The organism is Acinetobacter sp. NRRL B-65365 (assembly GCF_001605865.1).
In the GTDB taxonomy this organism is placed as follows: domain Bacteria; phylum Pseudomonadota; class Gammaproteobacteria; order Pseudomonadales; family Moraxellaceae; genus Acinetobacter; species Acinetobacter vivianii.
On sequence record NZ_LRPD01000023.1, the window covers coordinates 1 to 26,989 of the forward strand.

General features: G+C 40.9%; 29 protein-coding genes. 20 read left to right on the plus strand and 9 right to left on the minus strand.

Annotated features, from left to right (window positions below):
• The 4 genes from hfq to tsaE all read right to left on the minus strand — a co-directional run.
• Positions 1-370: RNA chaperone Hfq (gene hfq, locus AWW72_RS09945; protein WP_062847216.1), on the minus strand; the 370-nt coding region annotated here is incomplete at its 3' end.
• Between the two features lie 92 nt (positions 371-462).
• A complete protein-coding gene (miaA, locus tag AWW72_RS09950; protein WP_062847217.1) occupies positions 463-1,407 on the minus strand; it encodes a tRNA (adenosine(37)-N6)-dimethylallyltransferase MiaA in 945 nt (314 codons plus the stop codon).
• A 6-nt stretch (positions 1,408-1,413) separates the two neighbouring features.
• The gene (gene mutL / locus AWW72_RS09955) at positions 1,414-3,360 is read right to left on the minus strand and encodes a DNA mismatch repair endonuclease MutL (RefSeq protein WP_062847218.1); all 1,947 of its coding nucleotides are present in this window, start codon (positions 3,358-3,360) and stop codon (positions 1,414-1,416) included.
• Positions 3,350-3,826, minus strand: a complete 477-nt coding sequence (tsaE, locus tag AWW72_RS09960; RefSeq protein WP_062847219.1) for a tRNA (adenosine(37)-N6)-threonylcarbamoyltransferase complex ATPase subunit type 1 TsaE — start codon at positions 3,824-3,826, stop codon at positions 3,350-3,352. Before tsaE ends, mutL begins: the two co-directional genes overlap by 11 nt.
• Before the next feature lie 116 nt (positions 3,827-3,942).
• Here tsaE and AWW72_RS09965 point away from each other — a divergent pair, with 116 nt between their 5' ends.
• The 3 genes from AWW72_RS09965 to AWW72_RS09975 all read left to right on the plus strand — a co-directional run bounded on the left by AWW72_RS09965 (position 3,943) and on the right by AWW72_RS09975 (position 5,811).
• Complete coding sequence (locus tag AWW72_RS09965; protein WP_062847220.1) at positions 3,943-4,851, plus strand: pseudouridine synthase; 909 nt, start codon at positions 3,943-3,945, stop codon at positions 4,849-4,851.
• Positions 4,852-4,960: 109 nt separating this feature from the next.
• A complete protein-coding gene (locus tag AWW72_RS09970; RefSeq protein ID WP_062847221.1) occupies positions 4,961-5,269 on the plus strand; it encodes a type II toxin-antitoxin system RelB/DinJ family antitoxin in 309 nt (102 codons plus the stop codon).
• Between the two features lie 98 nt (positions 5,270-5,367).
• Positions 5,368-5,811 carry a GNAT family N-acetyltransferase gene (locus AWW72_RS09975; RefSeq protein ID WP_062847222.1) on the plus strand — a complete coding sequence of 148 codons (444 nt, stop codon included), beginning with the start codon at positions 5,368-5,370 and terminating at the stop codon, positions 5,809-5,811.
• Here AWW72_RS09975 and AWW72_RS09980 read toward each other — a convergent pair whose 3' ends face one another.
• The gene (locus AWW72_RS09980; protein ID WP_062847223.1) at positions 5,812-6,525 is read right to left on the minus strand and encodes a pseudouridine synthase; all 714 of its coding nucleotides are present in this window, start codon (positions 6,523-6,525) and stop codon (positions 5,812-5,814) included.
• Between the two features lie 246 nt (positions 6,526-6,771).
• On the opposite strand from AWW72_RS09980, the gene AWW72_RS09985 reads away from it, so the two are divergent.
• On the plus strand, positions 6,772-7,269 hold the full coding sequence (locus AWW72_RS09985; RefSeq protein ID WP_062847224.1) for a glycine zipper 2TM domain-containing protein: 498 nt from the start codon (positions 6,772-6,774) through the stop codon (positions 7,267-7,269).
• 144 nt (positions 7,270-7,413) lie between these two features.
• Entirely contained in the window at positions 7,414-8,415 is a 1,002-nt protein-coding gene (locus AWW72_RS09990) for an LLM class flavin-dependent oxidoreductase (RefSeq protein WP_171254708.1), read from the plus strand.
• 43 nt (positions 8,416-8,458) lie between these two features.
• On the opposite strand, the gene AWW72_RS09995 is transcribed toward AWW72_RS09990, so the two are convergent.
• Complete coding sequence (locus AWW72_RS09995; RefSeq protein ID WP_062847226.1) at positions 8,459-9,175, minus strand: hypothetical protein; 717 nt, start codon at positions 9,173-9,175, stop codon at positions 8,459-8,461.
• A 77-nt stretch (positions 9,176-9,252) separates the two neighbouring features.
• Positions 9,253-10,089 (minus strand): posphoenolpyruvate synthetase regulatory kinase/phosphorylase PpsR, encoded by an 837-nt coding sequence (ppsR, locus tag AWW72_RS10000; RefSeq protein ID WP_004771591.1) that lies wholly within the window; start codon positions 10,087-10,089, stop codon positions 9,253-9,255.
• Positions 10,090-10,247: 158 nt separating this feature from the next.
• Here ppsR and ppsA point away from each other — a divergent pair, with 158 nt between their 5' ends.
• From ppsA to alr, 13 genes are all read left to right on the plus strand, one after another.
• The gene (ppsA, locus tag AWW72_RS10005) at positions 10,248-12,626 is read left to right on the plus strand and encodes a phosphoenolpyruvate synthase (RefSeq protein WP_004771590.1); all 2,379 of its coding nucleotides are present in this window, start codon (positions 10,248-10,250) and stop codon (positions 12,624-12,626) included.
• A gap of 68 nt (positions 12,627-12,694) precedes the next feature.
• Positions 12,695-13,459, plus strand: a complete 765-nt coding sequence (locus AWW72_RS10010) for an RDD family protein (protein ID WP_062847227.1) — start codon at positions 12,695-12,697, stop codon at positions 13,457-13,459.
• A gap of 298 nt (positions 13,460-13,757) precedes the next feature.
• On the plus strand, positions 13,758-14,825 hold the full coding sequence (cyoA, locus tag AWW72_RS10015) for a ubiquinol oxidase subunit II (RefSeq protein WP_062847228.1): 1,068 nt from the start codon (positions 13,758-13,760) through the stop codon (positions 14,823-14,825).
• Between the two features lie 3 nt (positions 14,826-14,828).
• On the plus strand, positions 14,829-16,820 hold the full coding sequence (cyoB, locus tag AWW72_RS10020; RefSeq protein ID WP_004771587.1) for a cytochrome o ubiquinol oxidase subunit I: 1,992 nt from the start codon (positions 14,829-14,831) through the stop codon (positions 16,818-16,820).
• A gap of 4 nt (positions 16,821-16,824) precedes the next feature.
• The gene (cyoC, locus tag AWW72_RS10025; protein WP_004771586.1) at positions 16,825-17,445 is read left to right on the plus strand and encodes a cytochrome o ubiquinol oxidase subunit III; all 621 of its coding nucleotides are present in this window, start codon (positions 16,825-16,827) and stop codon (positions 17,443-17,445) included.
• The gene (locus tag AWW72_RS10030) at positions 17,445-17,774 is read left to right on the plus strand and encodes a cytochrome o ubiquinol oxidase subunit IV (RefSeq protein ID WP_004771585.1); all 330 of its coding nucleotides are present in this window, start codon (positions 17,445-17,447) and stop codon (positions 17,772-17,774) included. Before cyoC ends, AWW72_RS10030 begins: the two co-directional genes overlap by 1 nt.
• Before the next feature lie 10 nt (positions 17,775-17,784).
• Positions 17,785-18,663: a heme o synthase gene (cyoE, locus tag AWW72_RS10035; RefSeq protein WP_004771584.1), complete on the plus strand. Its 879-nt coding sequence runs from the start codon at positions 17,785-17,787 to the stop codon at positions 18,661-18,663.
• Between the two features lie 385 nt (positions 18,664-19,048).
• Entirely contained in the window at positions 19,049-19,432 is a 384-nt protein-coding gene (gene rpsF / locus AWW72_RS10040; protein ID WP_004638540.1) for a 30S ribosomal protein S6, read from the plus strand.
• Positions 19,433-19,443: 11 nt separating this feature from the next.
• On the plus strand, positions 19,444-19,671 hold the full coding sequence (gene rpsR, locus AWW72_RS10045; protein WP_000090661.1) for a 30S ribosomal protein S18: 228 nt from the start codon (positions 19,444-19,446) through the stop codon (positions 19,669-19,671).
• A gap of 12 nt (positions 19,672-19,683) precedes the next feature.
• Positions 19,684-20,130 (plus strand): 50S ribosomal protein L9, encoded by a 447-nt coding sequence (gene rplI / locus AWW72_RS10050; RefSeq protein WP_004771583.1) that lies wholly within the window; start codon positions 19,684-19,686, stop codon positions 20,128-20,130.
• 116 nt (positions 20,131-20,246) lie between these two features.
• The gene (locus AWW72_RS10055) at positions 20,247-20,546 is read left to right on the plus strand and encodes a TM2 domain-containing protein (protein WP_004771581.1); all 300 of its coding nucleotides are present in this window, start codon (positions 20,247-20,249) and stop codon (positions 20,544-20,546) included.
• A gap of 185 nt (positions 20,547-20,731) precedes the next feature.
• Positions 20,732-22,177: a replicative DNA helicase gene (gene dnaB / locus AWW72_RS10060; protein ID WP_004771579.1), complete on the plus strand. Its 1,446-nt coding sequence runs from the start codon at positions 20,732-20,734 to the stop codon at positions 22,175-22,177.
• 59 nt (positions 22,178-22,236) lie between these two features.
• The gene (gene alr, locus AWW72_RS10065; RefSeq protein WP_062847229.1) at positions 22,237-23,307 is read left to right on the plus strand and encodes an alanine racemase; all 1,071 of its coding nucleotides are present in this window, start codon (positions 22,237-22,239) and stop codon (positions 23,305-23,307) included.
• Positions 23,308-23,356: 49 nt separating this feature from the next.
• On the opposite strand, the gene AWW72_RS10070 is transcribed toward alr, so the two are convergent.
• A complete protein-coding gene (locus tag AWW72_RS10070) occupies positions 23,357-24,091 on the minus strand; it encodes a proteasome-type protease (RefSeq protein WP_047432498.1) in 735 nt (244 codons plus the stop codon).
• A 202-nt stretch (positions 24,092-24,293) separates the two neighbouring features.
• On the opposite strand from AWW72_RS10070, the gene AWW72_RS19555 reads away from it, so the two are divergent.
• Positions 24,294-25,298, plus strand: a complete 1,005-nt coding sequence (locus tag AWW72_RS19555; RefSeq protein ID WP_081410374.1) for a helix-turn-helix transcriptional regulator — start codon at positions 24,294-24,296, stop codon at positions 25,296-25,298.
• 98 nt (positions 25,299-25,396) lie between these two features.
• Positions 25,397-26,329: a hypothetical protein gene (locus AWW72_RS10080; protein ID WP_062847231.1), complete on the plus strand. Its 933-nt coding sequence runs from the start codon at positions 25,397-25,399 to the stop codon at positions 26,327-26,329.
• A gap of 327 nt (positions 26,330-26,656) precedes the next feature.
• Here AWW72_RS10080 and AWW72_RS10085 read toward each other — a convergent pair whose 3' ends face one another.
• A complete protein-coding gene (locus tag AWW72_RS10085; protein ID WP_062847232.1) occupies positions 26,657-26,974 on the minus strand; it encodes a putative quinol monooxygenase in 318 nt (105 codons plus the stop codon).
• Positions 26,975-26,989 lie beyond the last annotated feature (15 nt).

The following is a 26,989-nucleotide window of genomic DNA, read 5'->3' on the forward strand; positions in this document are numbered from 1 at the left end:
CACCAAAGCCACCTTGACCGCCGAAGCCACCTTGACCACCAAAGCCACCTTGACCACCAAAGCCACCTTGACCACCGAAGCCACCAGTAGAACCTTGACCACCGAAGCCGCCAGTAGCGCCTTGAGCTGGGAAGCCACCTGCAGCGCCTTGAGCACCAGCTGGACGTGGGTTACGTGCAGGAACAACTGTAGAAATCGCGTGTTTGTAAACCATTTGGCTTACTGTATTCTTCAATAAAACGACATATTGGTCAAATGACTCAATGTGTCCCTGCAATTTGATACCGTTTACAAGGAAAATAGAAACTGGAATACGTTCTTTACGGAGAGAATTTAAGAACGGATCTTGTAAAGTTTGACCTTTAGACATTTTTAACTCCAAAAAATTTTTAAATCAGCGCAAAAAAACTATCTTTATTTTTCAACTAAAAATTATTAAAAAGACAGCTTGCGAATTTTGCTTTATCCAAAGAAGTTTCGCAAGTCTTCTTTCGCCTGCTTTATCGTCACGTAAGTTTTAAAATCGTGTATTTCTTGCAAAGAACGTAACCAAGTGTATTGACGTTTTGCTAATTGCCTTGTAGCAAATAGCGCTTTGTTCTCCATTTCTACTTTATTTTCGAGACTCAAGTCACTTTTTAATAAAAATTCTAAAGCTTGACGATAACCGACAGACCGCATAGATGGCAAATCATCATTTAAATCGTATTTTTCAATCAGTTCCTCTACTTCATTCAAAAAACCCATATCCCACATATTGCGCAATCTTTGCTCAATACGTTGATGTAATTCTAACCGATCAGGCATTAATGCGTAGTTATGAAATGTGTAACGATATGGTTGATTTTTAGGTTGTTCAGCTTGTAATTTTGTTATTGGCTCACCCGTAATCCGATAAACTTCCAATGCCCGAATAATTCGTTGTTTGTCTGACACTTTGAATTTCTGCCCAGCAATTGGATCCACTGCGACCAATTCGTCATAAACCGCCTGCCAACCTTCTTGTTCTGCTTTTAAATTGATGGCATCCCGAATACTTTGATCTGCATTAGGTAAATTATCAGCCAGTCCTTCTAACAGAGACTTAAAGTACAACATGGTTCCCCCCACCAAAATCGGAGTTTTACCGCGTGCGTGCATATCATCAATCAGTGGGCAGACATCTTCTACAAATTGCGCCGCTGAATACACTTCTAATGGCGTAATAATATCAATTAAGTGGTGCGGATACTGTTCCTGCTCTTCTTTGGTCGGCTTGGCGGTTCCAATATCCATATCTTTATAAACTAAAGCCGAGTCCACAGAAATCAGTTCACAATTACCACGCTCGTAAAGTTCACATGCCAATGCAGTTTTACCACTTGCGGTAGGCCCCATTAAATTGATGACGGGCAATTGATTTGACATGTAAAACTACTCTCCTCGAGCAAATAATTTATCTAGTTGATGCAATGGAAAAGCGCGCCAGGTTGGACGACCATGATTACACTGACTGGCGAATTCGGTGTGTTCCATTTGACGCAATAAGGCATTCATTTCTGAAAGGCTTAATTGACGATGAGCACGTACCGCACCATGACATGCCATTCCTGCTAAAAGCTCATCACGTTTTTGTAATAAACCTCTGGCTTCATCATTTGGATCCAAATCATTTAATAGCTCTGGAATCAGATTACCAAAATCAGCCTTGTGCAAAATGGCAGGCACGCCACGTACAATCACCTGCTCATCGCCATATTGATCAATTTCCAAACCTAAACGTTGCAATTGTGGCTGTAAATCCTCAATTCGCGTCGCCTGCATGCGGGTGATAGACACCACTTTCGGAATCAGCAATTGCTGTGAGGTCCAAAACTCAGGCTTATCCCATGCCGATTTCATTTGTTGTAACAGAATCCGCTCATGTGCAGCATGCATGTCCACAATAATCAGGCCTTCCGTATTCTGAGCCAGAATGTAGATACCATGTAGCTGAGCAATCGCGATACCCAACGGAAACTCATCTACTCGGGACGGCGCATTGTCTTCTTCAGTCGTTGTCTCAGACTCCTCACGCAAAGGCGCCAAATAGGTTTTCAAGGCATTATTTAATTGTGCCGAACCGTTATATTTGGGTTGCTGAGTCTGAGCTGAATTATACTGTACCGCCTGTGGGCGACTCTGATTAAACTCGGTTAATAAATCTGTCGACACTGCAGCGGGCTGATTAGATTGCGGTTCTGTTTCTACTGCTGCACGATGCAGATTAAATTGTTCCTGATATTTGGGTTGAGGTTGATAATTAAATTGATCATCCGCCTCAGCTGTTTTCATGGCCTGTGCCAGATCAGCAGTTGCCGTCTGAAATTGCGACAAGGTTGCTTTAGCATAATGACGTACAAATTCATGCACTTCACGTTGATTCAAGAAGCGAATTTCATGCTTGGTTGGATGCACATTGACATCAATATTTTCAGGATCAACTTCTAAAAATAACAAATAAGAAGAATGTTGATGCCCATGCAAAATACCGTCATAAGCCATACGTAAGGCATGTGAAATGGTCTTATCTTTAACAATACGACCATTCACATAAACATATTGCAAATCTGCTTGAGCACGCGCATCGGATGGGTGCCCCAACCAGCCAGACAAACGCATATTGATACTATCCGAATCAATCCAGTAGGCATTTTGGATAAATTGCTGACCCAATAATTGTTGTACACGCTGATAACGTAATTCGCCACTATCCGCGATCGGCAGGTTTAAACGAATATTATCGTTATGTTCCAGAACAAAACGGATATCGAAATGGGTTAAAGCCAGACGACGAACAATTTCTTCAATATGATTAAATTCTGTAGTTGGTTTTTTTAAGAATTTACGGCGTGCTGGGACATTAAAAAATAAATCCTGTACACGAATATGCGTCCCTTTCTGGGCAGCCACTGCCTGAATCTGCTGATGATCAAAAGCCGTTCCGTTCACTTCCACCTGATAGCCAACACCCTGTTCATCCTGACTACTGGTTAAGGTTAAGCGTGATACGGCTGCGATAGACGCTAAGGCTTCGCCACGAAAGCCCAGACTCACAATCGCATGTAAATCATCTGCGGTTTGAATTTTGCTGGTGGCATGACGCATCACCGCCAAGGGTAAATCTTCCGGATGAATCCCGTTACCATTATCAATGATTTCAATCAGGGTCGAACCGCCCTGCGCCACCCGAATAATCAGTTCAGTTGCGCCCGCATCAATCGAGTTTTCTAATAATTCTTTGACCACTGATGAAGGACGTTCAATGACCTCACCCGCTGCAATCTGGTTGGCTAAAGCAGCATCAAGGGTATGAATACGACGAGTTGCATCATGCGCCATTCAGTTGTTCCTGCAAAATTTGAATTAAAGGTTCTGATTCTGTGGTTAAGGTGACAGATCGGGTCAATTCATCCTCTGATTTTTGAATATCAATCACGATATCTGGCTTTGGAATCTCATCGCCACCTTTAGACGGCCATTCAAACAGAAATAAGGCATCGGGCGTTTCCAGATAATCACGAATACCCATCAATTCCAATTCATAAGGATCATCTAAACGATAAAGATCGAAATGGAAAATTTCTTTACCCTGAATGGCATACGGTTCAACCAGCGTATACGTCGGGCTTTTTACCGAACCTTGATGACCAAGGTTTTGTAAAAAATAACGAGTAAAGGTCGTCTTGCCAGCACCTAAATCACCAATCAAGTAAATAATGCCTGAATGCACGTGTTGAGACAGGATGCGTGCAAACTGTTGAGTGTCTTGTTCATGATTTAAGTTGAATTTCACTGAATATGACATGGCAAATAGAACAAAATTGGGATGCTGGCTATGATAACATTGCCCTGCTTCAAAGCCTAATAAACTCCTTTTAAACTGGCTTTTTTTACATCGTTTATACTGAGTCGTATCGCTGCATGACCTCTATTATTGAATTTGCTCCGCCACTGATCGACGGCGTGAGTGCCAGTAAAGTCTTTTTAACTCATGATGCTTCTGCAAACACCATTTTTGACTATCTCTGCCAGCATTTCCCTCACATACAACAAGAAGAATGGCAACAACGCTTTGTCGATGGGCTAATCTATGCAGCAGATGGTGCAAGACTCAATATAGAAAGTAGTTACACGCCCAATACTCACATTTTTTATTATCGTTTTCTCGCGCATGAAATTCATGTGCCTTTTCAACATGAAATTTTGTTTGAAAATGAAGATTTGCTGGTGGTCGATAAACCCCACTTTCTCACTATGACTCCAACTGGACAATATGTTCAGGAAACGCTTTTGGTGAGATTAAAGAAACAAACAGGATATGCCGACCTCACGCCGATTCATCGACTGGATCGGGAAACGGCGGGTGTGGTTTTATTCTGCAAGACAACTGCTACCCGTGGCATTTATCAGCAGCTTTTTGCCGAACGTAAAGTCGAAAAGACTTACCACGCTATTGCGGCTTATCGGGCAGAACTCAACTTTCCGCAAATCTTGCAATTGCATCTGGAGAAAGGAAATCCTTTTTACACCATGCAAATTAATCCCGAAAAAGCTGAGAATACAGAAACACTCATTGAGTTGTTGGAACACAACCAACAGTACGCAAAATACCAGCTCAAACCCAAAACGGGGAAGCAACACCAGTTACGTGTGCATTTAAATTATCTCGGCATTCCAATTTTAAATGACCCTTTTTATCCAGTTGTCGCACATAAAGAAGACGATGATTTCAGCCACCCATTACAGCTATTGGCGAAGGACATTCATTTCATAGATCCTATTCTAAAACAGGAAATGGCCTTTAAATCCAACTTTGAACTGACACTGTAGTTACATCGTAATGACAAAAATTCTATTTTTTCACCTCAAAAATATTGAAATTACATTGCAATGGTTTAAAATACATGACGATAACTAAAAATATGTGGTTACATTCTTAATGCGTAAAACAGAAGTTTATCAGGTTCGCCTCGATTCTCAGGAAAAGAAACAGGCCTTTGCCGTTTTTAAGCAGTTGGGTATCTCCCCTGCTCAAGCCGTTCGCCTTTTCTTTAAACAAGTCGTACTGACCAAGTCGATTCCTTTTGCAATTGAAAACCAGAACATCAATATGGAACAACTGCTTAAGTTACGTAAATCGAAAGCCGCAGCATCTGCCGAGAATCCTTCAGCAGCTGAAATTGAGGACGATCACGAAGATCTATTTGAAGAACTGAATGCGCTGTTAGGTGAAAGTGACAAAACTTAACAATGTTGCATTTATAAACAAGTTTTTATTTTTTAAGATGAATTTTTTTCGCTATTCTGACAGTCCAAATAAAACTATAAGTGTAAGGATGGGCTGGAATGATAGTTAAGCGAGCAACAAAGGAAGATCTTCATCAACTTGCTGTCTTGTTTGACGAATACCGTCAATTCTACGGTGCATCATCAAATCTTGAACAATCCTATCAATTTCTTAAACATCGTTTTGACAATAAAGACAGTGTTATTTTCATTCACGTTAAAGATGATGTATTCACAGGTTTTGTTCTACTCTACCTTGCCTTTTCTTCAGTTGCCTGTGAAACCTATTACATATTAGATGATGTCTATGTCACCCCAAGTTATCGTAAACAGGGTGCAGCCAAACAGTTGATTGATACCGCCATACTTTTTGCCCGTCATGAAAATGCTCAACGGATTAGTCTAGAAACCCAAAAAAATAATTATCAATCCCATCGTCTTTATGAACAAATGGGATTTATTCAGGACAGTGAGTTTAAGACTTATCATTGCTTTCTGAAGTAATTAAGCTTCTACAGCTATATTTTGACTTAACTGTTTTTGTTTATCACTTAAATACATCCATTCACCTTCTGGCAAGTCAGGAAGTTCAAGCAAACCGACTTGATGTCGATGTAAAGCGTCCACTTTATTCCCGACAGCAGCCAACATCCGTTTGACTTGATGATAGACACCTTGATGAATGGTCATGCTCAACTGATGCTCCGACAATAATTCAATATCCGTTGCAGCATAGATTCCCTTTTCATTTCTAAGTTCCACACCTTGCTGCAAGCCCTGTATTTGCTCAGGTGTGATCAGATCTGCTGTGGTGACATGATAAACCTTAGGTACATGTTTACGCGGATGGGTCAATGCCTGTAAAAATTGCCCATTATCGGTGAGAAGCAATAAACCTGTAGTGTCCTGATCCAGCCGTCCTACGCATTGAATACCACGATGAAGTAAAATTTCAGGAAATAAGCTAAATACACTTTTATGATGCGTGGCCTGATGTGAACATTCATAACCTTGTGGTTTGTTTAAAATAATATAAACATGCTCGCGATATTGATATTCTTCACCAAAGACCTGAAATATCAGTTGATCGGTATTGATATTCTGTTTGGGATTATCGCAAATCTGATTTTCGATCTGCACAGAACCATTTTTAATTAACTGCTGGCAATACTTACGTGAACCAAAGCCTTGAGATTGCAAAATTTTTTCCAGCAGCATATATAAATCCTCAGCGAAACTTTTTCTATTGTACCCGATTCGCATAAAGCCCGTTGTTCATTGCGCATTCATTCTTTATTTTTATAATTTATTCACAATTTCTTCACTTGTAATAGAACTCCAACAAAACCCTCGTGAAACTCTCTCAATCCAGATATTGCACTCCATAATTTTACTAAAAAGTCTTGTTACATTTGGCACAAGCAAAAAGAATACTGTCCAAAAGAATGGATAAGGAGTTTCATCATGAAATCGAATATGTGGTTATGTAGCGTTATCCTGGCAGCTTCGTCAATGGTTACTGTTGCACATGCAGACAACACGACTCGTGTGGCAGCAACCTCGGCTCTAGGCAGCGTAGTTGGTACAGCTATAGGTAAACAACTGGGCGGTAATACGGGTGCCATGATTGGTTCAGCAATTGGTGGCGCTGGCGGTGCAGCTGCATCAAGTAATCGTCGTGACCGTACTGAGGCTGCGATTGGTGGTGGTTTAGGTGGTGTCGGTGGTTATACCGTCGGTCGTAACATGGGCGGAACCAATGGTGGCTATATCGGTGCGGCATTAGGTGCTGCTGGTGGTGCCGCTTTAGGACAAAAGGTTGGTCAGGATCGTGATGATGACCGTCGCTATGATCGCCGTTATGACAACCGCCGTTCTTATGATGACCGTCGTTATTACAATTCACGTCATAACTATCGCCATGACAATGGTCGCCATCGTGGTTGGTACAAAAACCGTTAATCCATTCGGTCAAATATTCGTTTTACCCTTTATAGCACCTTCGGGTGCTTTTTTTATGGGATTGAAACAATATATCGAACAAATTCGATATACAAACTCAAACTTATATCGTAGTATTTCGATATATGGTTTTGAGATGTGATGATGAAAACACTACAAGATATAAAGTTCTCTATTTTGGAATTGGCCCCTGTTAGAGATGATAAGACTATTGAATTTTCACTACGCCATGCTTTAGAGCTCGCACAGCATGCTGAAAAGTTAGGCTATGAACGCTTTTGGCTGGCAGAACATCACAACATGGATGGTATTGCCAGTTCTGCTACAGCGGTCTTATTGGGTTTTATTGCTGCAAATACGCAAAAGATCCGCTTGGGTTCAGGCGGTATCATGTTGCCAAACCATGCGCCACTGGTTGTTGCTGAACAATTCGGAACATTAGCAACCCTGTATCCAGATCGTTTTGAACTGGGCTTAGGTCGTGCACCTGGTACAGATCAGATGACCATGCGTGCGTTACGCCGAGGTCGTCAGGAAACTGAAGATCAGTTCCCACAAGATGTGCTGGAAATTTTACAATATTTCAAAGACCCACAGCCTAATCAGCGCATTATTGCTACACCTGGTCAAAACACCCACGTTCCAGTCTGGTTATTAGGCTCAAGTTTATTTAGTGCGCAGCTGGCAGCCAAGCTTGGACTGCCTTATTCATTTGCTTCGCATTTTGCTCCACGAATGTTAGGTCAAGCAATCGAAATCTATAGAGATAATTTCCAGCCTTCTGAATATCTGGATAAGCCTTATGTTTCAATGGGCGTCCCTACCGTGGTTGCTGAGACAGACGAAGAAGCACAATATCTGGCAACCAGTTCGTATCAACGTATCTTGAATTTGATCCGTGGTCACAGCTTGAAACTCAAGCCACCGATTGAATCTACGCAAGGTCTGGCAACCAGTGCTGAGCAGCTTGCCATTCAGAATTTCTATGCTATGGCTCAAATCGGTTCGGCAGAAACCGTTAAAGCGGGTTTAAATAAAATCGCCAGCCAATATGAGGTTGATGAGTTTATTTTCACCTGTGATATTTATGATACAGAGAAACGTTTAGAAAACTTTAGCCTGTTGATGGATCTTAAGAACAGCTAAATGCTGTTATCTGAAAGTAAGCATTATTTTTTATAAATGGTGCTTACTTCACGACACCGATATATTGATAAACCGTATTGGTTTTACGATAACGCAAATACTTGGCTTGTGGTTTTCCATTTTTATCCAGCAGCATAATATCAATATGATTCAGATTTTTATCACTACGAATATAGTCAGGAACATCATTCGGACCTTCATGATTGTTACAATCAAAATCGACCTGTATGCGATCCAGTAATTTGGTTTTGGTCTGGAATATTTTTACTGTCTGAATCAGTCCCGTTTGAGTCGGCTGCAAAGCATCAATTGTATAAGCGCCAATACAACTGCTACCTTTATAATAACTATTCACCAAATAAACTGGTTTTTCCGTTAATACAGTTTGTTTAACATCAAAAATCAAACCCGTCTCGACAGGCGTTAAATGAGTTTTCCCACTCTTTTGAGTTTGCACATAGGATGAGTATTCCCCCATCGTTCCGCCACCGCCTACATCAAAAGTATAAAACTTTAACTGTTTATCTGGTGAAAACTGAATACGCACATGGTAATGGTCTTCAAAAGCGGGAAAGGAATAATTGAAACTGGCAGGATCATTCTCTATTTTATTGACGATATCAGACTCGATTGCCTGATTGAGCTGATAAAAATCTTTATTCGCATATTTGTGAATTATCTTTTTCTCAAACTGCGCTAATGTTTCTGCATGGATTTGGGAAACCACCAGAAGCGGTAGAAGAAGTACCAGTCTTTTCATTGTATTTTCCTGTTCTTGTCATTCTGGAAATAAAAAAGCGTAGCACTTCGACCACGCTTTTCGATTGAAGCACCTATTTAACCAATACGACGTTTTAAACCAGTCATCTGTAAAACACGTGTTGAAATTTCTTCAATCGACATCTCGGTGACATTGAGATATTTAATCCCTTCCGAGATATAAATGCCTTCAACTGCACGTAGTTCCATCTGACACTGACTAAAGCTTGAATAGCGGCTATTGGCCTTGCGCTCATTGCGGATTGCCACCAGACGCTCTGCATCAATCATCAAACCAAACAGTTTATGCTTATGTTCACGTAGCACTTTTGGCAAACGGTTATCGTCCAGATCTTCCTCGGTTAAAGGATAGTTTGCAACACGAATACCAAATTGTAATGACAAATAAATCGAGGTTGGGGTTTTACCAGAACGGGACACACCGATCAAAATAATATCGGCTTTGTCATAATGACGTGTTCTCGCACCGTCATCATTATCCAGTGCGAAATGTACTGCATCGATACGGGCTTTATAATATTCAGAATCTGTTACGGCATGCGTTTGTCCAACCAATGTCGTTGGCGGAACCCCTATTTCTTGTTCTAATTTACTGATTAAACCTTCAAACACATCCAGATTGACTGCTTTGGCCGTATTGATAATTTCACGGACATGCGGATCGACCAGCGTATCAAAAACCAACGGTAAAGAGCCATCCCGAGACTGACACGCATTAATCTCTGCCACAGCGACCATTGCTGCCTCTTCTGTCGCAATATAAGGCATGATATGGATATCAAAATCCACGTTTGGAAATTGCGCAAGTAGTGAATGTCCAAGGGTTTCTGCGGTAATCGCGGTGCCATCCGAAATAAAAAAAACGCTCCGTTTAATTTCTTTACTTACGGGCATCAAAATTCTCCTTAAACATTTGTCTTAGTGCTCTATAATCTTTATAGTAAACTCATCTAACATGACTGTCGCTTAGTAAAATACTAAATCTAGGCACTTTTGTATAATTTCATACCAATGATGGTCATTCATACTGCAAAAAAAGTGGAGTAAATACTTTGGAAGCGCGCGTAATCGGTCTGGAAAAATTAGGAAAACACGATGTCGAACTCGTAGGTGGGAAAAACTCATCTCTGGGTGAAATGATCAGCCATTTATCCAATGCTGGTGTATCGGTACCGGGTGGTTTTGCAACAACTGCTGCTGCCTATCGTGAGTTCTTGGATCAAAGCGGCTTAAATGCTCGAATTCAGGCTGAACTTACCCAACTCAATGTTGATGATGTCATTGCACTTGCTGAGACTGGTGCGAAAATCCGTAAATGGATTGTTGACACTCCGCTTACTGCGACATTAGAACAAGAAATTCGTGATGCTTTTGCAGCACTTTCAAACGGCAACCCAGACATTGCCGTTGCTGTACGTTCTTCGGCAACTGCTGAAGACTTACCTGACGCTTCATTTGCAGGGCAACAAGAAACTTTCTTAAATATCCGTGGTATTGATAATATTCTTATCGCGATTAAAGAAGTATTTGCTTCTCTTTATAATGACCGCGCAATTGCTTACCGTGTACACCAAGGTTTTGAACATAGTGTTGTTGCCCTTTCTGCTGGCGTACAACGTATGGTTCGCTCAGAAACTGGTGCGGCTGGTGTAATGTTTACACTAGATACAGAATCTGGTTTCCGTGATGTGGTATTTATTACTGCATCTTACGGCTTGGGCGAAATGGTTGTACAAGGTGCAGTTAACCCTGACGAATTCTATTTATCAAAACCATTATTAAATGCGGGTAAACATTCTGTTTTACGTCGTAACCTCGGTTCTAAACACCAGAAAATGATTTATGGTGAAGAAGGTGCGGCGGGTAAATCAGTTGTGATCGTTGATGTTGAAAAACAGGAACGCCAACAGTTTGCATTAAATGATCATGAGCTTCACGAATTAGCGAAGCAAGCTTTGATCATTGAACAGCATTATGGTTCTCCAATGGACATCGAATGGGCGAAAGATGGCGATGACGGCCAAATCTATATCGTTCAAGCACGTCCAGAAACAGTAAAAAGTCGCCAGAATGTCGGCACAATGGAACGTTATCTGTTAAAACAACGTGGTACTGTAATTTGTGAAGGCCGTTCAATCGGTCAACGTATCGGTTCTGGTAAAGTCCGTGTTGTCACGTCGATTAAAGAAATGGACAAGGTACAGGACGGTGATGTACTTGTATCTGACATGACTGACCCAGACTGGGAACCAGTAATGAAGCGTGCCGCTGCCATTGTGACCAACCGTGGTGGTCGTACTTGTCACGCAGCAATTATTGCACGTGAATTAGGTGTTCCTGCGATTGTCGGTTGTGGTAATGCAACAGAAGTTCTTGCTGATGGTCAGGAAGTGACTGTTTCATGTGCTGAAGGTGATACAGGCTTCATTTATGAAGGTGCGCTAGACTTTGAAGTGCAACGCAACTCAATTCACTCTATGCCACAATTACCGTTCAAAATCATGATGAACGTGGGTAACCCTGACCGCGCATTTGACTTTGCTCAGATTCCAAACGAAGGGATCGGCCTTGCACGTCTTGAGTTCATTATTAACCGTATGATTGGCGTACACCCGAAAGCATTATTGAACATTGACAGCTTACCACGCGAAACACGTGCCGCTGTTATGGCACGTACTGCGGGCTACTCTTCTCCAATCGAATTTTATGTTGAAAAATTGGTTGAAGGTATTTCTACCCTTGCAGCCGCATTTGCAGACAAGCCAGTGATCGTTCGTATGTCTGACTTCAAGTCAAATGAATATGCAAACTTGATCGGCGGTAAACTTTACGAGCCAGAAGAAGAAAACCCGATGTTGGGCTTCCGTGGTGCAAGCCGTTATGTTTCGGATAACTTCCGTGACTGTTTTGAACTTGAATGTCGTGCATTGAAAAAAGTTCGTGATGAAATGGGCTTAACCAACATTCAAATCATGATCCCATTCGTACGTACGGTTTCTGAAGCAAAACGTGTGATCGAATTACTTGCTCAAAACGGCTTAAAACGTGGTGAAAATGGTCTAAAAGTGATCATGATGTGTGAACTCCCAACCAATGCATTATTGGCTGAACAGTTCCTTGAACACTTCGATGGCTTCTCGATTGGTTCAAACGACTTAACCCAGTTAACACTCGGACTTGACCGTGACTCTGGTATCGTTTCTCACCTGTTCGACGAACGTGATCCAGCAGTTAAAGCGCTTCTTTCTATGGCAATTCATGCATGCCGCAAAGCAGGCAAATACGTTGGTATTTGCGGTCAAGGTCCTTCGGATCATCCTGACCTTGCGAAATGGCTCATGGAACAAGGTATTGAATCTGTGTCATTGAACCCTGACTCAGTGCTTGACACCTGGTTCTTCCTCGCTGAAGAACAGATCAAGAAAGCTTAATCTTTTTTAGAAAAAGACCCTCTTTCGTAGGGTCTTTTTTCATCTTTCGTAATTGAGATTTTTAAATTATGCAAATTTACTTGGCTCGTAACAATCAACAAGCTGGTCCCTATAGTTTAGAACAAGTGAACCAAATGCTTGCCAGTCAACAAGTTTTATTGACGGATCTGGCCTGGCACGAAGGTATGACTGAATGGAAAACACTTGGTGAACTTACTCAAGGTAAACTTGTATACGAACCTGTAGGTTACACACCTTTTAGTGCTCCGATTAAAACAGAAACAGAGAACGCTTCTTTTAAAATCAAGGTTGAGCAAAAAGCCAAACCAGAATTAGCACCCTTCCACTCTCGTGCGCTTGCAAAAGTGTTGGACTTGATTCTTTGGTTGCCAATGGCAGCTATTCCTTCTTTCTTCTTTAACGAAAGCCAATATAAAGAATTGTTTGAAATTCAAAAACAATTACAGGCAGCTCAAGTTGCATCAAGTAAGGCTGTAGAATTACAGCAGCAGCTCATGCACCTTATCCCGAATGAAGCATGGATGAGTATTTTTGCTTATCTGATTATCATGCTCATGATTCAGGCTTTTTTTATTGCAAAATCAGGTCAGAGTATTGGTAAGAAAATTGCGAAAATTAAAATTGTAGATGCTGAAACATTTACTCAAGTCAGTACAATTCGCGCTTTTTGGTTACGCAGTATTTTGTTCATTATTTTAAATCTGCTGTTTATGCCATTTATTACAATTGTTGATTATGCTTTCTTCGCATTGAACAAAAATCGTCAAACTCTGCACGATAAATTGGCAAAAACCAAGGTAATTAAACAGTAATCACAAATCAATAAAGAAAAGAGGATTTATTCCTCTTTTCTTTTATATTAAATTGATATCTATACAAAAAGAACTTAACTCAACCTTAATTCCTACAAGATAAATCGGGTTTTAAAACAAGCATTTCAGGCCACTTTATCAGTAGCTTAGTTCTTCAATATGAGGCATAATGCCCAACAACGTAGCGGTGTCGCGTGATTGCTAAGCATTTTTTAAACAATTCTTATCAATCACGCGACACTTTAATCGCTATCCCATAATTTAATTAGGGAATGGGACTCTTCACCGAGGTTGTAAAATGAGACAAACGATTTTAGCTGTATTGTCTTTATCTGCGATGGCCGCGCTCTTAACTGGGTGTGGCGGTGATATGGTACTTCTAAACAATAAAGGTCCAGTTGGTCAAGGTCAAAGTAACTTGATGATGACTGCGATCTATTTAATGCTATTGGTGGTAATTCCATCAATTGTTATGGCATTGTGGTTTGGTTGGAAATATCGCGCGTCGAATAAAGATGCAGACTATAAACCTACTTGGGCACACTCTACGACAATTGAGATCGTTGTTTGGGGTGTTCCTGTCATTATTATTGGTATTTTAGCTTGGTTAACTTGGTGGGGTTCCCACAAGTACGACCCTTACCGTCCGTTAGAATCTGATAAAGCACCATTAACTATTCAAGCTGTCGCTGAACAGTTCAAGTGGATTTTTATCTATCCTGAGCAAAACATTGCAACGGTAAACGAAGTACGCTTCCCAGAGCAAACACCAGTAAGCTTTAAGATCACTTCTAACTTTACGATGAACTCTTTCTTCATCCCACAGTTAGGTGGCCAGATCTACGCAATGGCTGGTATGCAAACTCACCTGCATCTATTAGCAGATGAACCAGGTATTTTCCGTGGTTTCTCAGCAAACTATTCAGGTTACGGTTTCTCACAAATGCGCTTTAAGGCACACAGTGTGACTGAACCAGAATTTGCACAATGGGTAGCAGACATCAAAGCTGGTAAAGGCGACACAATCGTTGTTGATGACCATGGTACAAAAGCCATTCAAAAACCGATCCTTGACCAAGCCGAGTTAGCAACGCTGAAAGATGGCGATCGTTCTAAGCATCAGATCGAGCATTTAGTGAATCGTGCTAAAGCTGCTGGTGATGAAGAAGCGCTTGCTAAAGCTGAAGCGATGACACCGTTCCCGACTAAGCCACACCCAGTGACTTATTACTCATCAGTTGAACCAAAATTGTTTGAAACAATCATCAACCACTATATGAGTAACTATCACGGTGCTGACCATTCTGCTGGACATGCAACAGCAGAAACTCATGCTGCAGCAGAACACGCTGCTCAAGGGGAATAAGACATGGATATGATTTTTGGTAAACTTGGGTGGGATTCGATCCCGACAGAACCCCTGGTACTTGTCACCATGGTCTTTATGGCACTTGGTGCAATTGCTGTTTTAGGCGGTATCACCTATTTCAAAAAATGGGGATATTTGTGGAATGAGTGGTTTATTACTGTAGACCATAAAAAGATTGGTATCATGTATATCATCGTATCTGTTGTCATGCTTTTGCGTGGTTTCGCCGATGCGATCATGATGCGTCTACAACTTTTCCTCGCTAAAGGCGGCGGTGAAGGTTACTTACATCCTGACCACTACGACCAGATCTTCACCGCGCACGGTGTTATCATGATCTTCTTCGTGGCAATGGGTCTCGTTGTCGGTATGATGAACATCTCTGTACCTTTACAGATTGGTGCTCGTGACGTTGCTTTCCCATTATTGAACTCTTTAAGCTTCTGGTTATTCGCCGGTGCTGCTGGTTTGATGATGCTTTCACTTGTATTAGGTGAATTTGCTGCGACTGGTTGGATGGCTTACCCTCCTCTATCTGGCATTCAATATTCTCCTGGTGTTGGTGTTGACTACTATATCTGGGCACTTCAGGTTTCTGGTCTAGGTACGCTTTTATCTGGTGTTAACTTCTTTGTTACCATCATCAAAATGCGTGCACCTGGCATGAAATTGATGGATATGCCTATTTTCACGTGGACTTCACTTTGTACGGCTGTATTAATCATTGCATCGTTCCCTGTATTAACAGGTACACTTGCAATGCTTACGCTTGACCGTTACTTCGGCTTCCATTTCTTCACAAATGAGCTTGGCGGTAGCCCAATGCTTTACGTGAACTTGATCTGGACTTGGGGTCACCCTGAAGTATATATCTTGGTATTGCCAGCTTTTGGTCTATACTCAGAAATCGTTGCAACCTTCTCTCGTAAAGCGTTGTTCGGTTATAAGTCTATGGTGTATGCAACTATCGCGATTACTGTTCTTGCGTTCGTTGTATGGCTTCACCACTTCTTCACCATGGGTGCTGGTGCGAACGTTAACGCGTTCTTCGGTATCATGACCATGGTTATTGCGATTCCTACAGGTGTGAAAATCTTCTCTTGGTTGTTCACAATGTATAAAGGTCGCATCACCTTCACTACCCCTATGTTATGGACGCTTGGCTTCCTAGTAACATTCGGTATTGGCGGTTTAACTGGTGTATTGATGGCTGTTCCACCAGCGGACTTCCTTGTACACAACTCATTATTCTTGATCGCTCACTTCCATAACGTAATTATCGGTGGTGTGGTGTTTGGTATGTTTGCCGGCATCATCTTCTACTGGCCGAAAATGTTTGGTTGGAAGCTCAATGAAGCATGGGGTAAAGCTGCGTTCTGGTTCTGGTTCTTCGGTTTCTATTTTGCATTCATGCCACTTTATATCCTTGGTTTCATGGGTATGACACGTCGTTTGAATACATATGACAACCCTGAATGGGATCCGTACTTGGCTATCGCGTTATTCGGTGCTGTTCTTGTTGCGATCGGCATTGCATGCTTCTTGATGCAAATCATCGTTGGTTTCTTACAACGTAAGGACAACATGGACCATACTGGCGATCCATGGGATAGCCGTACCCTTGAATGGGCAACGTCATCTCCTGCTCCATTCTATAACTTTGCACATGTACCAGAAGCTAGCGGTGTTGACCGTTTCTGGACTGACAAAGAAAATGGTGTAGCATACGCACGTAACACTAAATATGAAGACATCCACATGCCGACTGATCGTGCTGCTGGTTTTGTCATTGCAATGTTCATTACATTACTTGGCTTTGCACTTATCTGGCATATTTGGTGGCTTGTTGTTGTTTCATTCGTTTCAGCTGTTGTTAGCTTGATCGTAAGCTCATTCACCAAGAATGTTGACTACTACGTTCCTGCTGCTGAAGTTGAGCGTATTGAAAACGAACGCTATGCTTTACTTGAAAAACACTTGAAGAAGGACTAAGGAAATGGCTGAAGTACTTCATCACGACAACCACGGCCACGATGGTCATCATGAACATGATGATACGGACTTAACGGTCTTTGGTTTCTGGACATACTTGATGAGTGACTTGATTCTTTTCGGATCACTCTTCATTGCGTTCGCTGTATTAAGCAGTCATATCCCGCCAGGAACCCCAAGTGCATATGACCTGTTCCATGATTCATTAGGTTTCGTTTTAACTGAAACATTTGCCTTATTGATCTCATCGGTAACATTTGGTTTTGCTGTACTTGCATCTTATAAAAAGAATGTAAATCAAGTGATCACTTGGTTATTCATTACATTCCTTTTTGGTGCATCGTTCATTGGTATGGAAATCTATGAATTCCATCACCTTGTACACGAAGGCCACGGTCCTACTCACAGTGCATTCTTATCATCGTTCTTTACTTTGGTTGGTACACACGGTATCCACGTAACTTCTGGTTTAGTCTGGATGCTGGTATTGATGTATCAAATCAAAAAGAATGGTTTGACTTTACCGAATACACGTCGTCTTGCTTGCTTAAGCTTGTTCTGGCACTTCCTTGACATCGTTTGGATCTGTGTATTCAGCGTCGTTTACTTACTGGGAGTTCTCTAATGAGTAGTCATGACCATAATGCTGCAGGTGCGTCACACGGTAACTTTAAGCAATACACTGTTGGATTTATCCTATCTGTTATCCTCACCATCATCCCGTTCGGGATGGTGATGGCTGGCGGTTTCAGTCGTGGCGTTTTAGTTACAGTAATTGCAATTACTGCTGTTGCTCAGGTACTTGTACAACTTGTGTACTTCCTACACATGAATACATCGTCTGATCAACGTTGGAACCTTATTGCATTTATCTACACAATCTTATGTATCGCTGTACTTTTAGTCGGCTCTGTGTGGATTATGAATTACCTACACTACAACATGATGATCTAAACTGATTGTCATGTGGAAAAAGTATTTATTCCTGACTAAACCAGGAATTCTCTTCGGTAATTTTATTACCACCTTGGGCGGCTTCTTCTTAGCCGCCCAAGGCTCTATAGACTTCCTCTTATTATTATTGACCTTGATTGGAACAACACTTGTAGTTGCTTCTGGTTGTGTGGTGAATAATGTAATTGATCAAGACATCGATCAAAAAATGCAGCGCACCATGAACCGAGCGCTTGTGACTAAAACGATTTCCCCTACTGTTGCCATGTTATATGCATTGGTTTTAGGTGTTATTGGCTTTAGCATTCTCTGGTTCTATGTCAACGCTTATGCATTTTTATTTGCTGTGATTGGTTTTGTGGTCTATGTCGGTTTTTATAGTTTGTGGACGAAACGTACCACAATCCATCAAACTGTCATTGGTAGTATTTCTGGAGCGAGTCCTCCTGTTATTGGTTATACGGCTGTAAGTCATCAGTTCGATATGGCGGCCTTATTGATTTTCGTTGCATATGCTTTATGGCAAATGCCGCATTCATGGGCAATCGCAATTTATCGTTTTGACGACTACAAAAATGCAGGCGTTCCGATTTTACCTGTAGCGCGTTCAATTTTAAGAACGAAGATTGAATCACTGATTTATGTGGTTTTATTTACCGTTGCAATGAATGCTTTATTTGTATATGGATACACCAACATCATTTTTCTGGTGATCTGTAATGCACTTTGCATTTACTGGTTCTACATTGGTATTTTAGGATTTAAGGCTAAAGATGATCAACTTTGGGCTAAACGCTTTTTCCTTTTTTCAGTAATTCTGGTTACTGTCATCAGTTTAAGCTTTAGTTTTACCTTTAAAAGCCCTGCACCATTCTTCCCTATTTTTTAAAAAGATAGAGGATTCTCTATCTTTTTATTCTCCCTGTATCGTTCTTCATTTCGTGCAATAAAAACATTCGCTTCTTTATTGCCTAAATGAGACGTTCACCTTGCGTTATCTTAAACTCGACCCTGCACTCAAATTGATAATCAAGTTTGCTCGCACCTTTTGTTTTAAAGTCCCCTTCTCATTTCACCTAAAATAAATTAAATGTTCATTCTATTTTTAAATGTTTCATCAAAAAATTAAAACTAAAAAAACCAAGCAGATTTGCTTTATCGCTCTGATTTGAATATAATCCCCGCTTCGCAATTTGCGACATAACTTTTTAAGTTATGACTCCTTGCTTCTGATTTTTATAATTAGGGGCTGCTTAAACCGTAAGGAGCTGACAATGCGTCACTACGAAATCGTACTATTGGTACATCCAGACCAAAGCGATCAAGTTGTAGGTATGGTTGAACGCTATATCTCTCAGATCAAAGAAGCTGAAGGTCAAATTCACCGTTTAGAAGATTGGGGCCGCCGCCAATTGGCTTACCCGATTAACAAAATTCACAAAGCACACTACATTCTTATGAATGTTGAATGTGGTCAAACGACTCTTGATGAATTAGAAGAATTGTTCCGTTATAACGACGCGATCATTCGTAACATCATCATCCGTCGTGAACACGCAATTACTGAAGAATCTTTACTTGCTAAGAGTGCTGAAGAAAAACGTGCGCGTAAAGCTCAACGTGAAGAAGCACAACAAGCAGTTCAAGAAGCTGAATAAGGAGAACATCAATGGCACGTTTTTACCGTCGTCGCAAGTTCTGCCGCTTTACAGCTGAGAATGTTGCGTACATCGACTACAAAGATATCGACACTTTAAAACAGTACATCACTGAAAACGGCAAGATTGTTCCTAGCCGTATTACAGGTACTAAAGCTCGTTATCAACGTCAATTAGCGTTAGCTATTAAACAAGCTCGCTATTTGTCTTTGATTCCGTACACTGACAACCATAAGTAAGTGAGGTGAGCTGTGGACGTTATCTTATTACAACGCATTAAAAACCTTGGTAAATTAGGCGACAAAGTATCAGTTAAAGCTGGTTACGGTCGTAACTTCTTGATCCCTCAAGGTAAAGCTGTAGCTGCAACTGAAGCAAACACTGCTGCTTTTGAAGCTCGTCGTGCTGAACTTGAGAAACAAGAAGCTGAAGTATTAGCTGCTGCGAATGCACGTGCTGAACAATTGAACGAAGTTAACATCGTTATCACTGCGAAAGCTGGTGACGAAGGTAAACTCTTCGGTTCTATCGGTACTCGTGACATCGCTGATGCTTTAACTAATGCTGGTCTTGCTGTAGACCGTGCAGAAGTTCGTTTACCAAACGGTGCGCTTCGTCACACTGGTGAATTCAACATCGCAATCCAATTGCATCATGATGTTGTTGCTGAAGTTCTCGTTACTATCGTATCTGAGTAATTTCTGCAAAGAAAAAGAGCATGTTTTACATGCTCTTTTTTTTATGTCTAAAAAATACAAAAAGACTTCGAATTAAGTTTTAAATTTTTATAATTCTCATCTTTATAGGGCCTCATATGCAAAAGAAGAATCGTATCATCGCTTTGGTACTCGCAATGTTTTTAGGTTTTTTCGGAATAGATCGTTTCTATCTCGGCAAAAAGACCAGTGGTATTTTAAAATTAATCACTTTTGGTGGCTTAGGTTTCTGGTGGTTTATTGATGCTACCCTACTTCTGCTTGATGCCTTCCTTTATTCTTTGGGCAAGGATACAGGTTTCGTTAAAGATGCTCAAAACAATGATCTTCGCTATGGCCTTTCGGCTTACCGCTTAAAAAATGGAAAGTTCGTACAAGACTGGTTTGCAAAACCTTAACCTAAAATCGCTCATTTTTTTTATTTACACGAATTTGACCACACTGGGTGTAATAGCAGAAATGACTATCTATTATGCTATTGCACCACTTACACAATTTTCCCTGAATTAAATTGTCCAGATCAGCTTCATTTGGATTAAGATAGTCACTCGGTCGTGTTTCATCTTTTTTATTAGGTCTTGTTATGTCACAGGCGAATGCCAATTTTACAAAAAATTCTCCAAACACAGAGAGTAAAGTGAGTGACTCAGGTCAACTAAAAGAATTCCGCACTCCACCTCACAATCTTGCAATTGAGCAGGCTGTTTTAGCCGCATTGATGACGGTGGCTGAATCATTTGAACAAGTCAGTGACTTACTGAAAGAAAATGATTTCTATGCAACGCGTCACAAATATATCTATCGCGCCATTGAAAAACTGGCACAAGAAAACTCACCTTACGATGCCGTTTTGGTGAATGACTGGTTACTTAAACAAAACTTGCTTGACGCGATTGGTGGTGAAGAATATCTGATGCAATTGATGGCAGACTCTCCATCAAGCTTCTATAACCTTGAAATTTATGCAAATAAAATCAAGGAGTTCTCAACTCTGCGTAATATGATCAAGATCAGCAGTGATATTTTACAAAATGCCTATGACACCAAAGGTCGTCCAGTCAGCGAAATTCTAGATTTAGCAGAAACCAGTATTTTCTCTTTGGCGGAACAGCACAACAACAATAAAAAAGATTCTGGGCCAAAATCAATCAGCTCTGTAACTGCTGACGTTATCACCAAATTAGATGAACTCTCTAAACTCGATGGCAACATTACTGGTTTAACCACTGGATTCCTAGAGCTAGATAATAAAACTTCAGGGATGCAACCGGGTGACTTGATTATTGTTGCGGCACGTCCATCGATGGGTAAAACCACATTCGCGATGAACCTAGTTGAAAGTGTATTGCAATATAACCGATTACCAGCGCTCGTATTCTCAATGGAGATGCCAGCTGACTCCATTGCCATGCGTTTGATCTCAGCAATGGGTAAAGTCCATCAAGGGCATTTGCGTTCGGGTAATCTGGATGCAGATGAATGGACCAAAGTAACGGGTACAATCCTGCAATTACAAGAAATGCATCTCTATATCGATGACTCATCTGCCCTGCCACCAACCGAACTTCGTGCCCGTGCGCGTCGTGTAGCCAAAATGCATGATGGCAAAATCGGCTGTATCATGGTAGATTACTTGCAGTTAATGAAAGTGCCAGGTATGGGTGATAACCGTGTGGGTGAGATCTCGGAAATTTCCCGAAGCTTGAAAGCGCTTGCCAAAGAAATGCAATGTCCTGTTATCGCACTATCACAGCTTAACCGTAGTTTGGAGAACCGACCAAACAAGCGTCCAGTGATGTCCGACTTACGTGAATCGGGTGCGATCGAGCAGGATGCCGACTTAATCATGTTTATTTATCGTGATGAAGTCTATAACAAAGAGTCGAAAGAAGCAGGCACCGCCGAAATCATCATTGGTAAACAGCGTAACGGCCCAATTGGTAGCGTCCGCCTTGCCTTTGAAGGTCAATACACCCGTTTTAGTAACCTCTCACCTGAGTTCTATGCTCAGTATGATGATGAGGAATAATTCCTACCCGATTTAATTGCTTTATCTACTTTCCAAGTCGTCCCAAAGGAGAAATCAGGGTGCGCCAAGCAACAGTTTATATTGATAGTGATGCACTACAATATAATTTTAACCGCGTTAAACAACTTGCTCCCCATTCAAAAATTGTCAGTATGGTCAAAGCCAATGCTTACGGACATGGAGTTAAAGATTGTTTAGCCGCCTTGGACGCCACAGACGCCTTTGGTGTCGCCTGTTTAGAAGAAGCGCTAGAGATCAGGCAACTGGGATATACCCAACCGATCACGCTGATTGAAGGTATTTTCTCTGAAGATGAAATGCCCCATGTCATTGAGCAAAGGCTTGAATGTATTGTTCACCATACCCAGCAAGTTGAATGGCTGATCCTGCATAAGCAAGCCTACAATGCGTTGGGCTTAAAAGTCTGGGTAAAGCTGAATAGCGGAATGAACCGTTTAGGCTTTAAAGTGACTGAAATTATTGATGTTATTCAACGTTTAAAAGCAGAAGGTTTTACCTGTGTGCTCGCCATGCATTTCGCCAATGCCGATGTAGATCACCCGCTGAATGAACAGCAAATAGAACAATTCTTACAGGTTAAAGAGGCATGTGCACCAATTTTGGCCTCTTGCTGCAATTCAGCGGCAATTTATAAATATCCTGAACTGCATTTTGATTTTGTCCGTCCTGGCATCATGCTATACGGCGCCTCCCCATTTGCAGATAAAAATATACATCATCTCGATCTCAAGGCTGTAATGACCTTTAGTGCGGAGATCATTGCTTTGAATCAAATCCAGCAAGGTGAATGTGTGGGCTATGGTTCAACCTATGCAGCAACCTGCCCTTCAAAAATTGCCATTGTTTCGATTGGTTATGGAGATGGCTATCCACGTGCCTATACGCAGCAGAATTTTGTGGCCATTGACCAACAGCTCGTTCCCGTCGTTGGACGTGTCAGCATGGATATGATGGCAATTGATATCACCAATATCAAAGCTGAACTTGGCACAAAAGTGGAGCTTTGGGGACCAAATCGCCTCGTAGATGATGTTGCAACAGCAAACGGAACCATTGGCTATGAATTATTGTGTCGTTTAAGCAATCGACCACGACGTAGAGTCATTTAAGTGCACAAAAAATCCAGACCAATGTCTGGATTTTTTTATTCGCGCTCATTTAAAGATCATAATCTGCTGTCGGCTTGGGTAGTTCTTGCAAGCCACGACGTAATGTCTCCGACCATTGCTTACTGATCTGGGTAAAGTAAGGATCATTTTCACTAATCCGCTTGCCTGTGGGAATCTTGAAGCTATCTTTATGATAAACCAGCGCATCCAATGGTAGACCCACAGATACATTTGAACGTAACGTCGAATCAAAGGAAATAAGCGCACAACGCAAAGCATCATCTAAAGGCATTTTGTAATACAAAGCGCGATCCAGAATCGGTTTTCCGTATTTACTTTCACCAATCTGAAAATATGGCGTATCCGTGGTTGCGCAAATAAAATTACCCTGCGGATAGACATTATACAGCTGCATTTTATCGCCCTGAATTTGGCCTGCCACTAAGATACTGCAAGAGTAATTTATCTGTTCATGTGGATCTGCAGTGATATCTCCAAGTACCTTGCGTAAGGTTTTACCAATCAGTTCGGCCACCTCAAACATGGTATTGACTGTATTCAGATTCGGTTCCTGTCGTAACACCAGTGCATTTTGCAAATGTCCAATCACCGCTTGGGTTGTCGCTAAATTACCTGAGGTTTGCAAGGCTATAAAGCGCTCGCCTTCGACCCCAAAGGTGTGCAATTTCCGAAACACAGAAATATGATCGACCCCAGCATTAGTACGGGTATCACTAATCAGTACCAGACCCTGTTCTAATCTTAAAGCACAACAATACGTCATCTTTTTCTCTCTACATTTGACAAGTCAAAACCTGAACCGTAGACACCTTTTAAATGAACATTTTTTACTCTTATTTAAAATATTTAAGCAAAAGCGTGCTCATTTCAGTCGTAAATACGTAATCTGGATAGGATGGACTTGCTAATTAGGTATAGTTTTTTTATTGTGTGTGCTTTAGACCATTGAATTACGTATTACGCTTATGTCATCCGTACAAGAAAAAGAAACTTCGAATAGCCTTTATCGCCAGTGGCAAATTTTATCCCGCCTTTCTACTGGGAAATGGATGGGTACCCGAGAATTACAAGAAATTTTAGAACGTGAAGGCATTGATATTAGCTTGAGAACGATTCAGCGCGATTTAAATCAGATTGCGCAGCGTTTCCCTATTGAAAGTAATAAAACCGTCCCTCAAGGCTGGCGCTGGCGTTCTGACGCACCTATTCAAAGCTTGCCACACATGACCAGTTCGCAAGCGGTAACGTTCATGATGGTTGAAGAACATTTACGTCACTTGCTTCCACCCAGCTTATTAGAAGAAATGACTCCATGGTTTGATCTTGCCAAACGTAGCCTTTCTACCCAAAACAACGTGAGACAATGGATTAACCGCGTTCGAATCGTACCTGCGACCCAGCCACTCATCCCGCCAGTGGTTGACAAGCATGCTCAGCAAGCGATTTATGAAGGTTTATTACAAGATAAACAGATTGAATGTATTTACCGCGCCAGAACTCATCAAGGTGAAGATAAAACCTATATCCTGAACCCATTGGCATTGGTACAAAAAGGTGCAGTGATTTACTTGATCTGTACCCGTAACGATAAAACCGAAGTTCAGACCTTTGCCTTGCACCGCTTTAAATCTGCGACCGTACTGGACAATCGCGCATTACATCCTGTGAATTTTGATATTGATAACTATATTGAATCGGGCGCTCTCGGTTTCCGTGTGGACTATAACAAGCCAACTGAACAAATTCAGTTAAAACTGACTATGAGCGAAAGTACAGCACGAAGTTTTTATGAAAGTCAGCTCAGCAAGGATCAAGTCATTCAACCATTGGAAGAGAATATTGTTGAAGTTTCTGCAACAGTTCCCTTTACCTCACAACTGGTCTGGTGGCTCAGAAGTTTTGGTAAAAAGATTCTGAATATCGAACCTGCCGCTGTTTATAACGCAGTGAAAGAAATTGAAGAGTCATAAATAGCGATATATATCCAACATTTTGCATGATAGAATTTTACCGAAATTGGCTAAATATAATTAGCCACGGTAATAATAATGCTATCGGTAGAATCAAAATGCACAGCCATAAAAAAGTATTCCTTTCTGTTGGGATGATTTCAAGTCTTACCTTATTATCTGCATGTGGTAGTGACTCTTCTAATTCCAATAGCAGTTATATTCCACCAAAGGTTATGAGTGAAGTTAAGACAGATTTGAAATTTCTAGAGAAAACCTTACCTTCGACCCAATCGACCAATGTAGATACCCCAGTCTATCGTTACACTCAAATCTTCAATAAAGAAAATGATCAGTTCAAAACAAGCTATCGATTAGAGTTTGATTTTGATATGAATGCAAATACGCTTTACCGCTTAGAAGCGGATTATGATACATTAATTAATGCCACACCAAATTCAGTCAAATTAACAGAGTTTGAAAAAAGTGGTCAAAGCATAACTGTAAAAAAAGAATTTCAATGCTCAAAAAATAATAATCCCTGCGCTAATATTGTCAATTCAGTCAATATGAAAACAGGCCAAGCCAAGCTTGATTTTAATAATCTATTATTAACCAAACAATCTTGGGTAGATGCTCCAATCAATACCATTATGCTTGTGGGCTCTGTTGAAGGAAGGCTTACAGAAGCACCGACTAAAGTTCAGTTGCCAGAGAGTCAATCACGTACTCTGAATGTTTCATTTCTTCCATCAGAACAGGACCAAATATCATCTTTATCAACTCAATATAAACAACTTTCATTTACCAATCATAATCAAGCAGCTTTTCAACTTGATGAATTAAGTATAGGTATTCAAAACAATCAAGTTCAATATGTGAATCTTACGTTTCCTAACTTAATTATTTATCCACTTTATTGTGGAGTTTTCACACTTAAATGCCAGAATGGAACTTATAACCCTCTAAACTATGAGGTAACTTTCCATAATACGAAAATAAATGGCATTTTTTTCGGCGATCTTTATCTCAATGGCTCAACAGGATTATAATTAAAAAAGAGAACCTTTCGGTTCTCTTAGACTTTTTATAATTTTTATTATTCAATCATCAGTTTTTATTATTCTGAAAATGTCAAACCAACCTCTCTCCCCGCCTTGATCAAAATTGGTTTGCACCTTTTTTAGCGCTGTGATGCAAAACAACATCGGCACGCCAATTCATAGCCATTGTAGCGGATTCTCTTTTTCGTCATAGTTAAAACCCTCTTTGTTTGAACGTAAAGCTAATATAACGAGGATTTTTCAGGCTGTGAAATAACAAAGATTGGAATCAAAATCTAATTTTTTGCTATCACAATTTTCTAGATTAAAGCGATATTACTGATCATCTTGATGCTCAAACAAGGTCTCAAAAGGATGTAGATGCGTAAAACGCCCAATTTGTGTTTGATATTGATCAATTTGAGGCACTAAGCGCTGAAAATGCTCAGACTGTACATGTAAATCCAGTGCAGCCCGATCGACCCATTCTTCAATAAAGACAAAATGCCCTTTCTGCTTATGATCATGGTAAAGATCGTAAGCGATACACCCTGCTTCCGTTCTAGTTTTTTCAACAAGCTCTTGATACAGCGGTAAAACTGCATCAGTGTGTTCGGGTTGGATAAAGTCTTCTGCAATTAGTTTTAAAGTCATATTGGCTCTTATTCT

Excerpts from the sequence above, each read along its gene's own strand:
- miaA (WP_062847217.1), bottom strand. The coding sequence starts at position 1,407 with ATGTCAAATCAATTGCCCGTCATCAATTTAATGGGGCCTACCGCAAGT.
- mutL (WP_062847218.1), bottom strand. The coding sequence starts at position 3,360 with ATGGCGCATGATGCAACTCGTCGTATTCATACCCTTGATGCTGCTTTA.
- tsaE (WP_062847219.1), bottom strand. The coding sequence starts at position 3,826 with ATGTCATATTCAGTGAAATTCAACTTAAATCATGAACAAGACACTCAA.
- AWW72_RS09965 (WP_062847220.1), top strand. The coding sequence starts at position 3,943 with ATGACCTCTATTATTGAATTTGCTCCGCCACTGATCGACGGCGTGAGT.
- AWW72_RS09970 (WP_062847221.1), top strand. The coding sequence starts at position 4,961 with ATGCGTAAAACAGAAGTTTATCAGGTTCGCCTCGATTCTCAGGAAAAG.
- AWW72_RS09975 (WP_062847222.1), top strand. The coding sequence starts at position 5,368 with ATGATAGTTAAGCGAGCAACAAAGGAAGATCTTCATCAACTTGCTGTC.
- AWW72_RS09980 (WP_062847223.1), bottom strand. The coding sequence starts at position 6,525 with ATGCTGCTGGAAAAAATTTTGCAATCTCAAGGCTTTGGTTCACGTAAG.
- AWW72_RS09985 (WP_062847224.1), top strand. The coding sequence starts at position 6,772 with ATGAAATCGAATATGTGGTTATGTAGCGTTATCCTGGCAGCTTCGTCA.
- AWW72_RS09990 (WP_171254708.1), top strand. The coding sequence starts at position 7,414 with ATGAAAACACTACAAGATATAAAGTTCTCTATTTTGGAATTGGCCCCT.
- AWW72_RS09995 (WP_062847226.1), bottom strand. The coding sequence starts at position 9,175 with ATGAAAAGACTGGTACTTCTTCTACCGCTTCTGGTGGTTTCCCAAATC.
- ppsR (WP_004771591.1), bottom strand. The coding sequence starts at position 10,089 with ATGCCCGTAAGTAAAGAAATTAAACGGAGCGTTTTTTTTATTTCGGAT.
- AWW72_RS10010 (WP_062847227.1), top strand. The coding sequence starts at position 12,695 with ATGCAAATTTACTTGGCTCGTAACAATCAACAAGCTGGTCCCTATAGT.
- cyoA (WP_062847228.1), top strand. The coding sequence starts at position 13,758 with ATGAGACAAACGATTTTAGCTGTATTGTCTTTATCTGCGATGGCCGCG.
- cyoB (WP_004771587.1), top strand. The coding sequence starts at position 14,829 with ATGGATATGATTTTTGGTAAACTTGGGTGGGATTCGATCCCGACAGAA.
- cyoC (WP_004771586.1), top strand. The coding sequence starts at position 16,825 with ATGGCTGAAGTACTTCATCACGACAACCACGGCCACGATGGTCATCAT.
- AWW72_RS10030 (WP_004771585.1), top strand. The coding sequence starts at position 17,445 with ATGAGTAGTCATGACCATAATGCTGCAGGTGCGTCACACGGTAACTTT.
- cyoE (WP_004771584.1), top strand. The coding sequence starts at position 17,785 with ATGTGGAAAAAGTATTTATTCCTGACTAAACCAGGAATTCTCTTCGGT.
- rpsF (WP_004638540.1), top strand. The coding sequence starts at position 19,049 with ATGCGTCACTACGAAATCGTACTATTGGTACATCCAGACCAAAGCGAT.
- rpsR (WP_000090661.1), top strand. The coding sequence starts at position 19,444 with ATGGCACGTTTTTACCGTCGTCGCAAGTTCTGCCGCTTTACAGCTGAG.
- AWW72_RS10055 (WP_004771581.1), top strand. The coding sequence starts at position 20,247 with ATGCAAAAGAAGAATCGTATCATCGCTTTGGTACTCGCAATGTTTTTA.
- dnaB (WP_004771579.1), top strand. The coding sequence starts at position 20,732 with ATGTCACAGGCGAATGCCAATTTTACAAAAAATTCTCCAAACACAGAG.
- AWW72_RS10070 (WP_047432498.1), bottom strand. The coding sequence starts at position 24,091 with ATGACGTATTGTTGTGCTTTAAGATTAGAACAGGGTCTGGTACTGATT.
- AWW72_RS19555 (WP_081410374.1), top strand. The coding sequence starts at position 24,294 with ATGTCATCCGTACAAGAAAAAGAAACTTCGAATAGCCTTTATCGCCAG.
- AWW72_RS10080 (WP_062847231.1), top strand. The coding sequence starts at position 25,397 with ATGCACAGCCATAAAAAAGTATTCCTTTCTGTTGGGATGATTTCAAGT.
- AWW72_RS10085 (WP_062847232.1), bottom strand. The coding sequence starts at position 26,974 with ATGACTTTAAAACTAATTGCAGAAGACTTTATCCAACCCGAACACACT.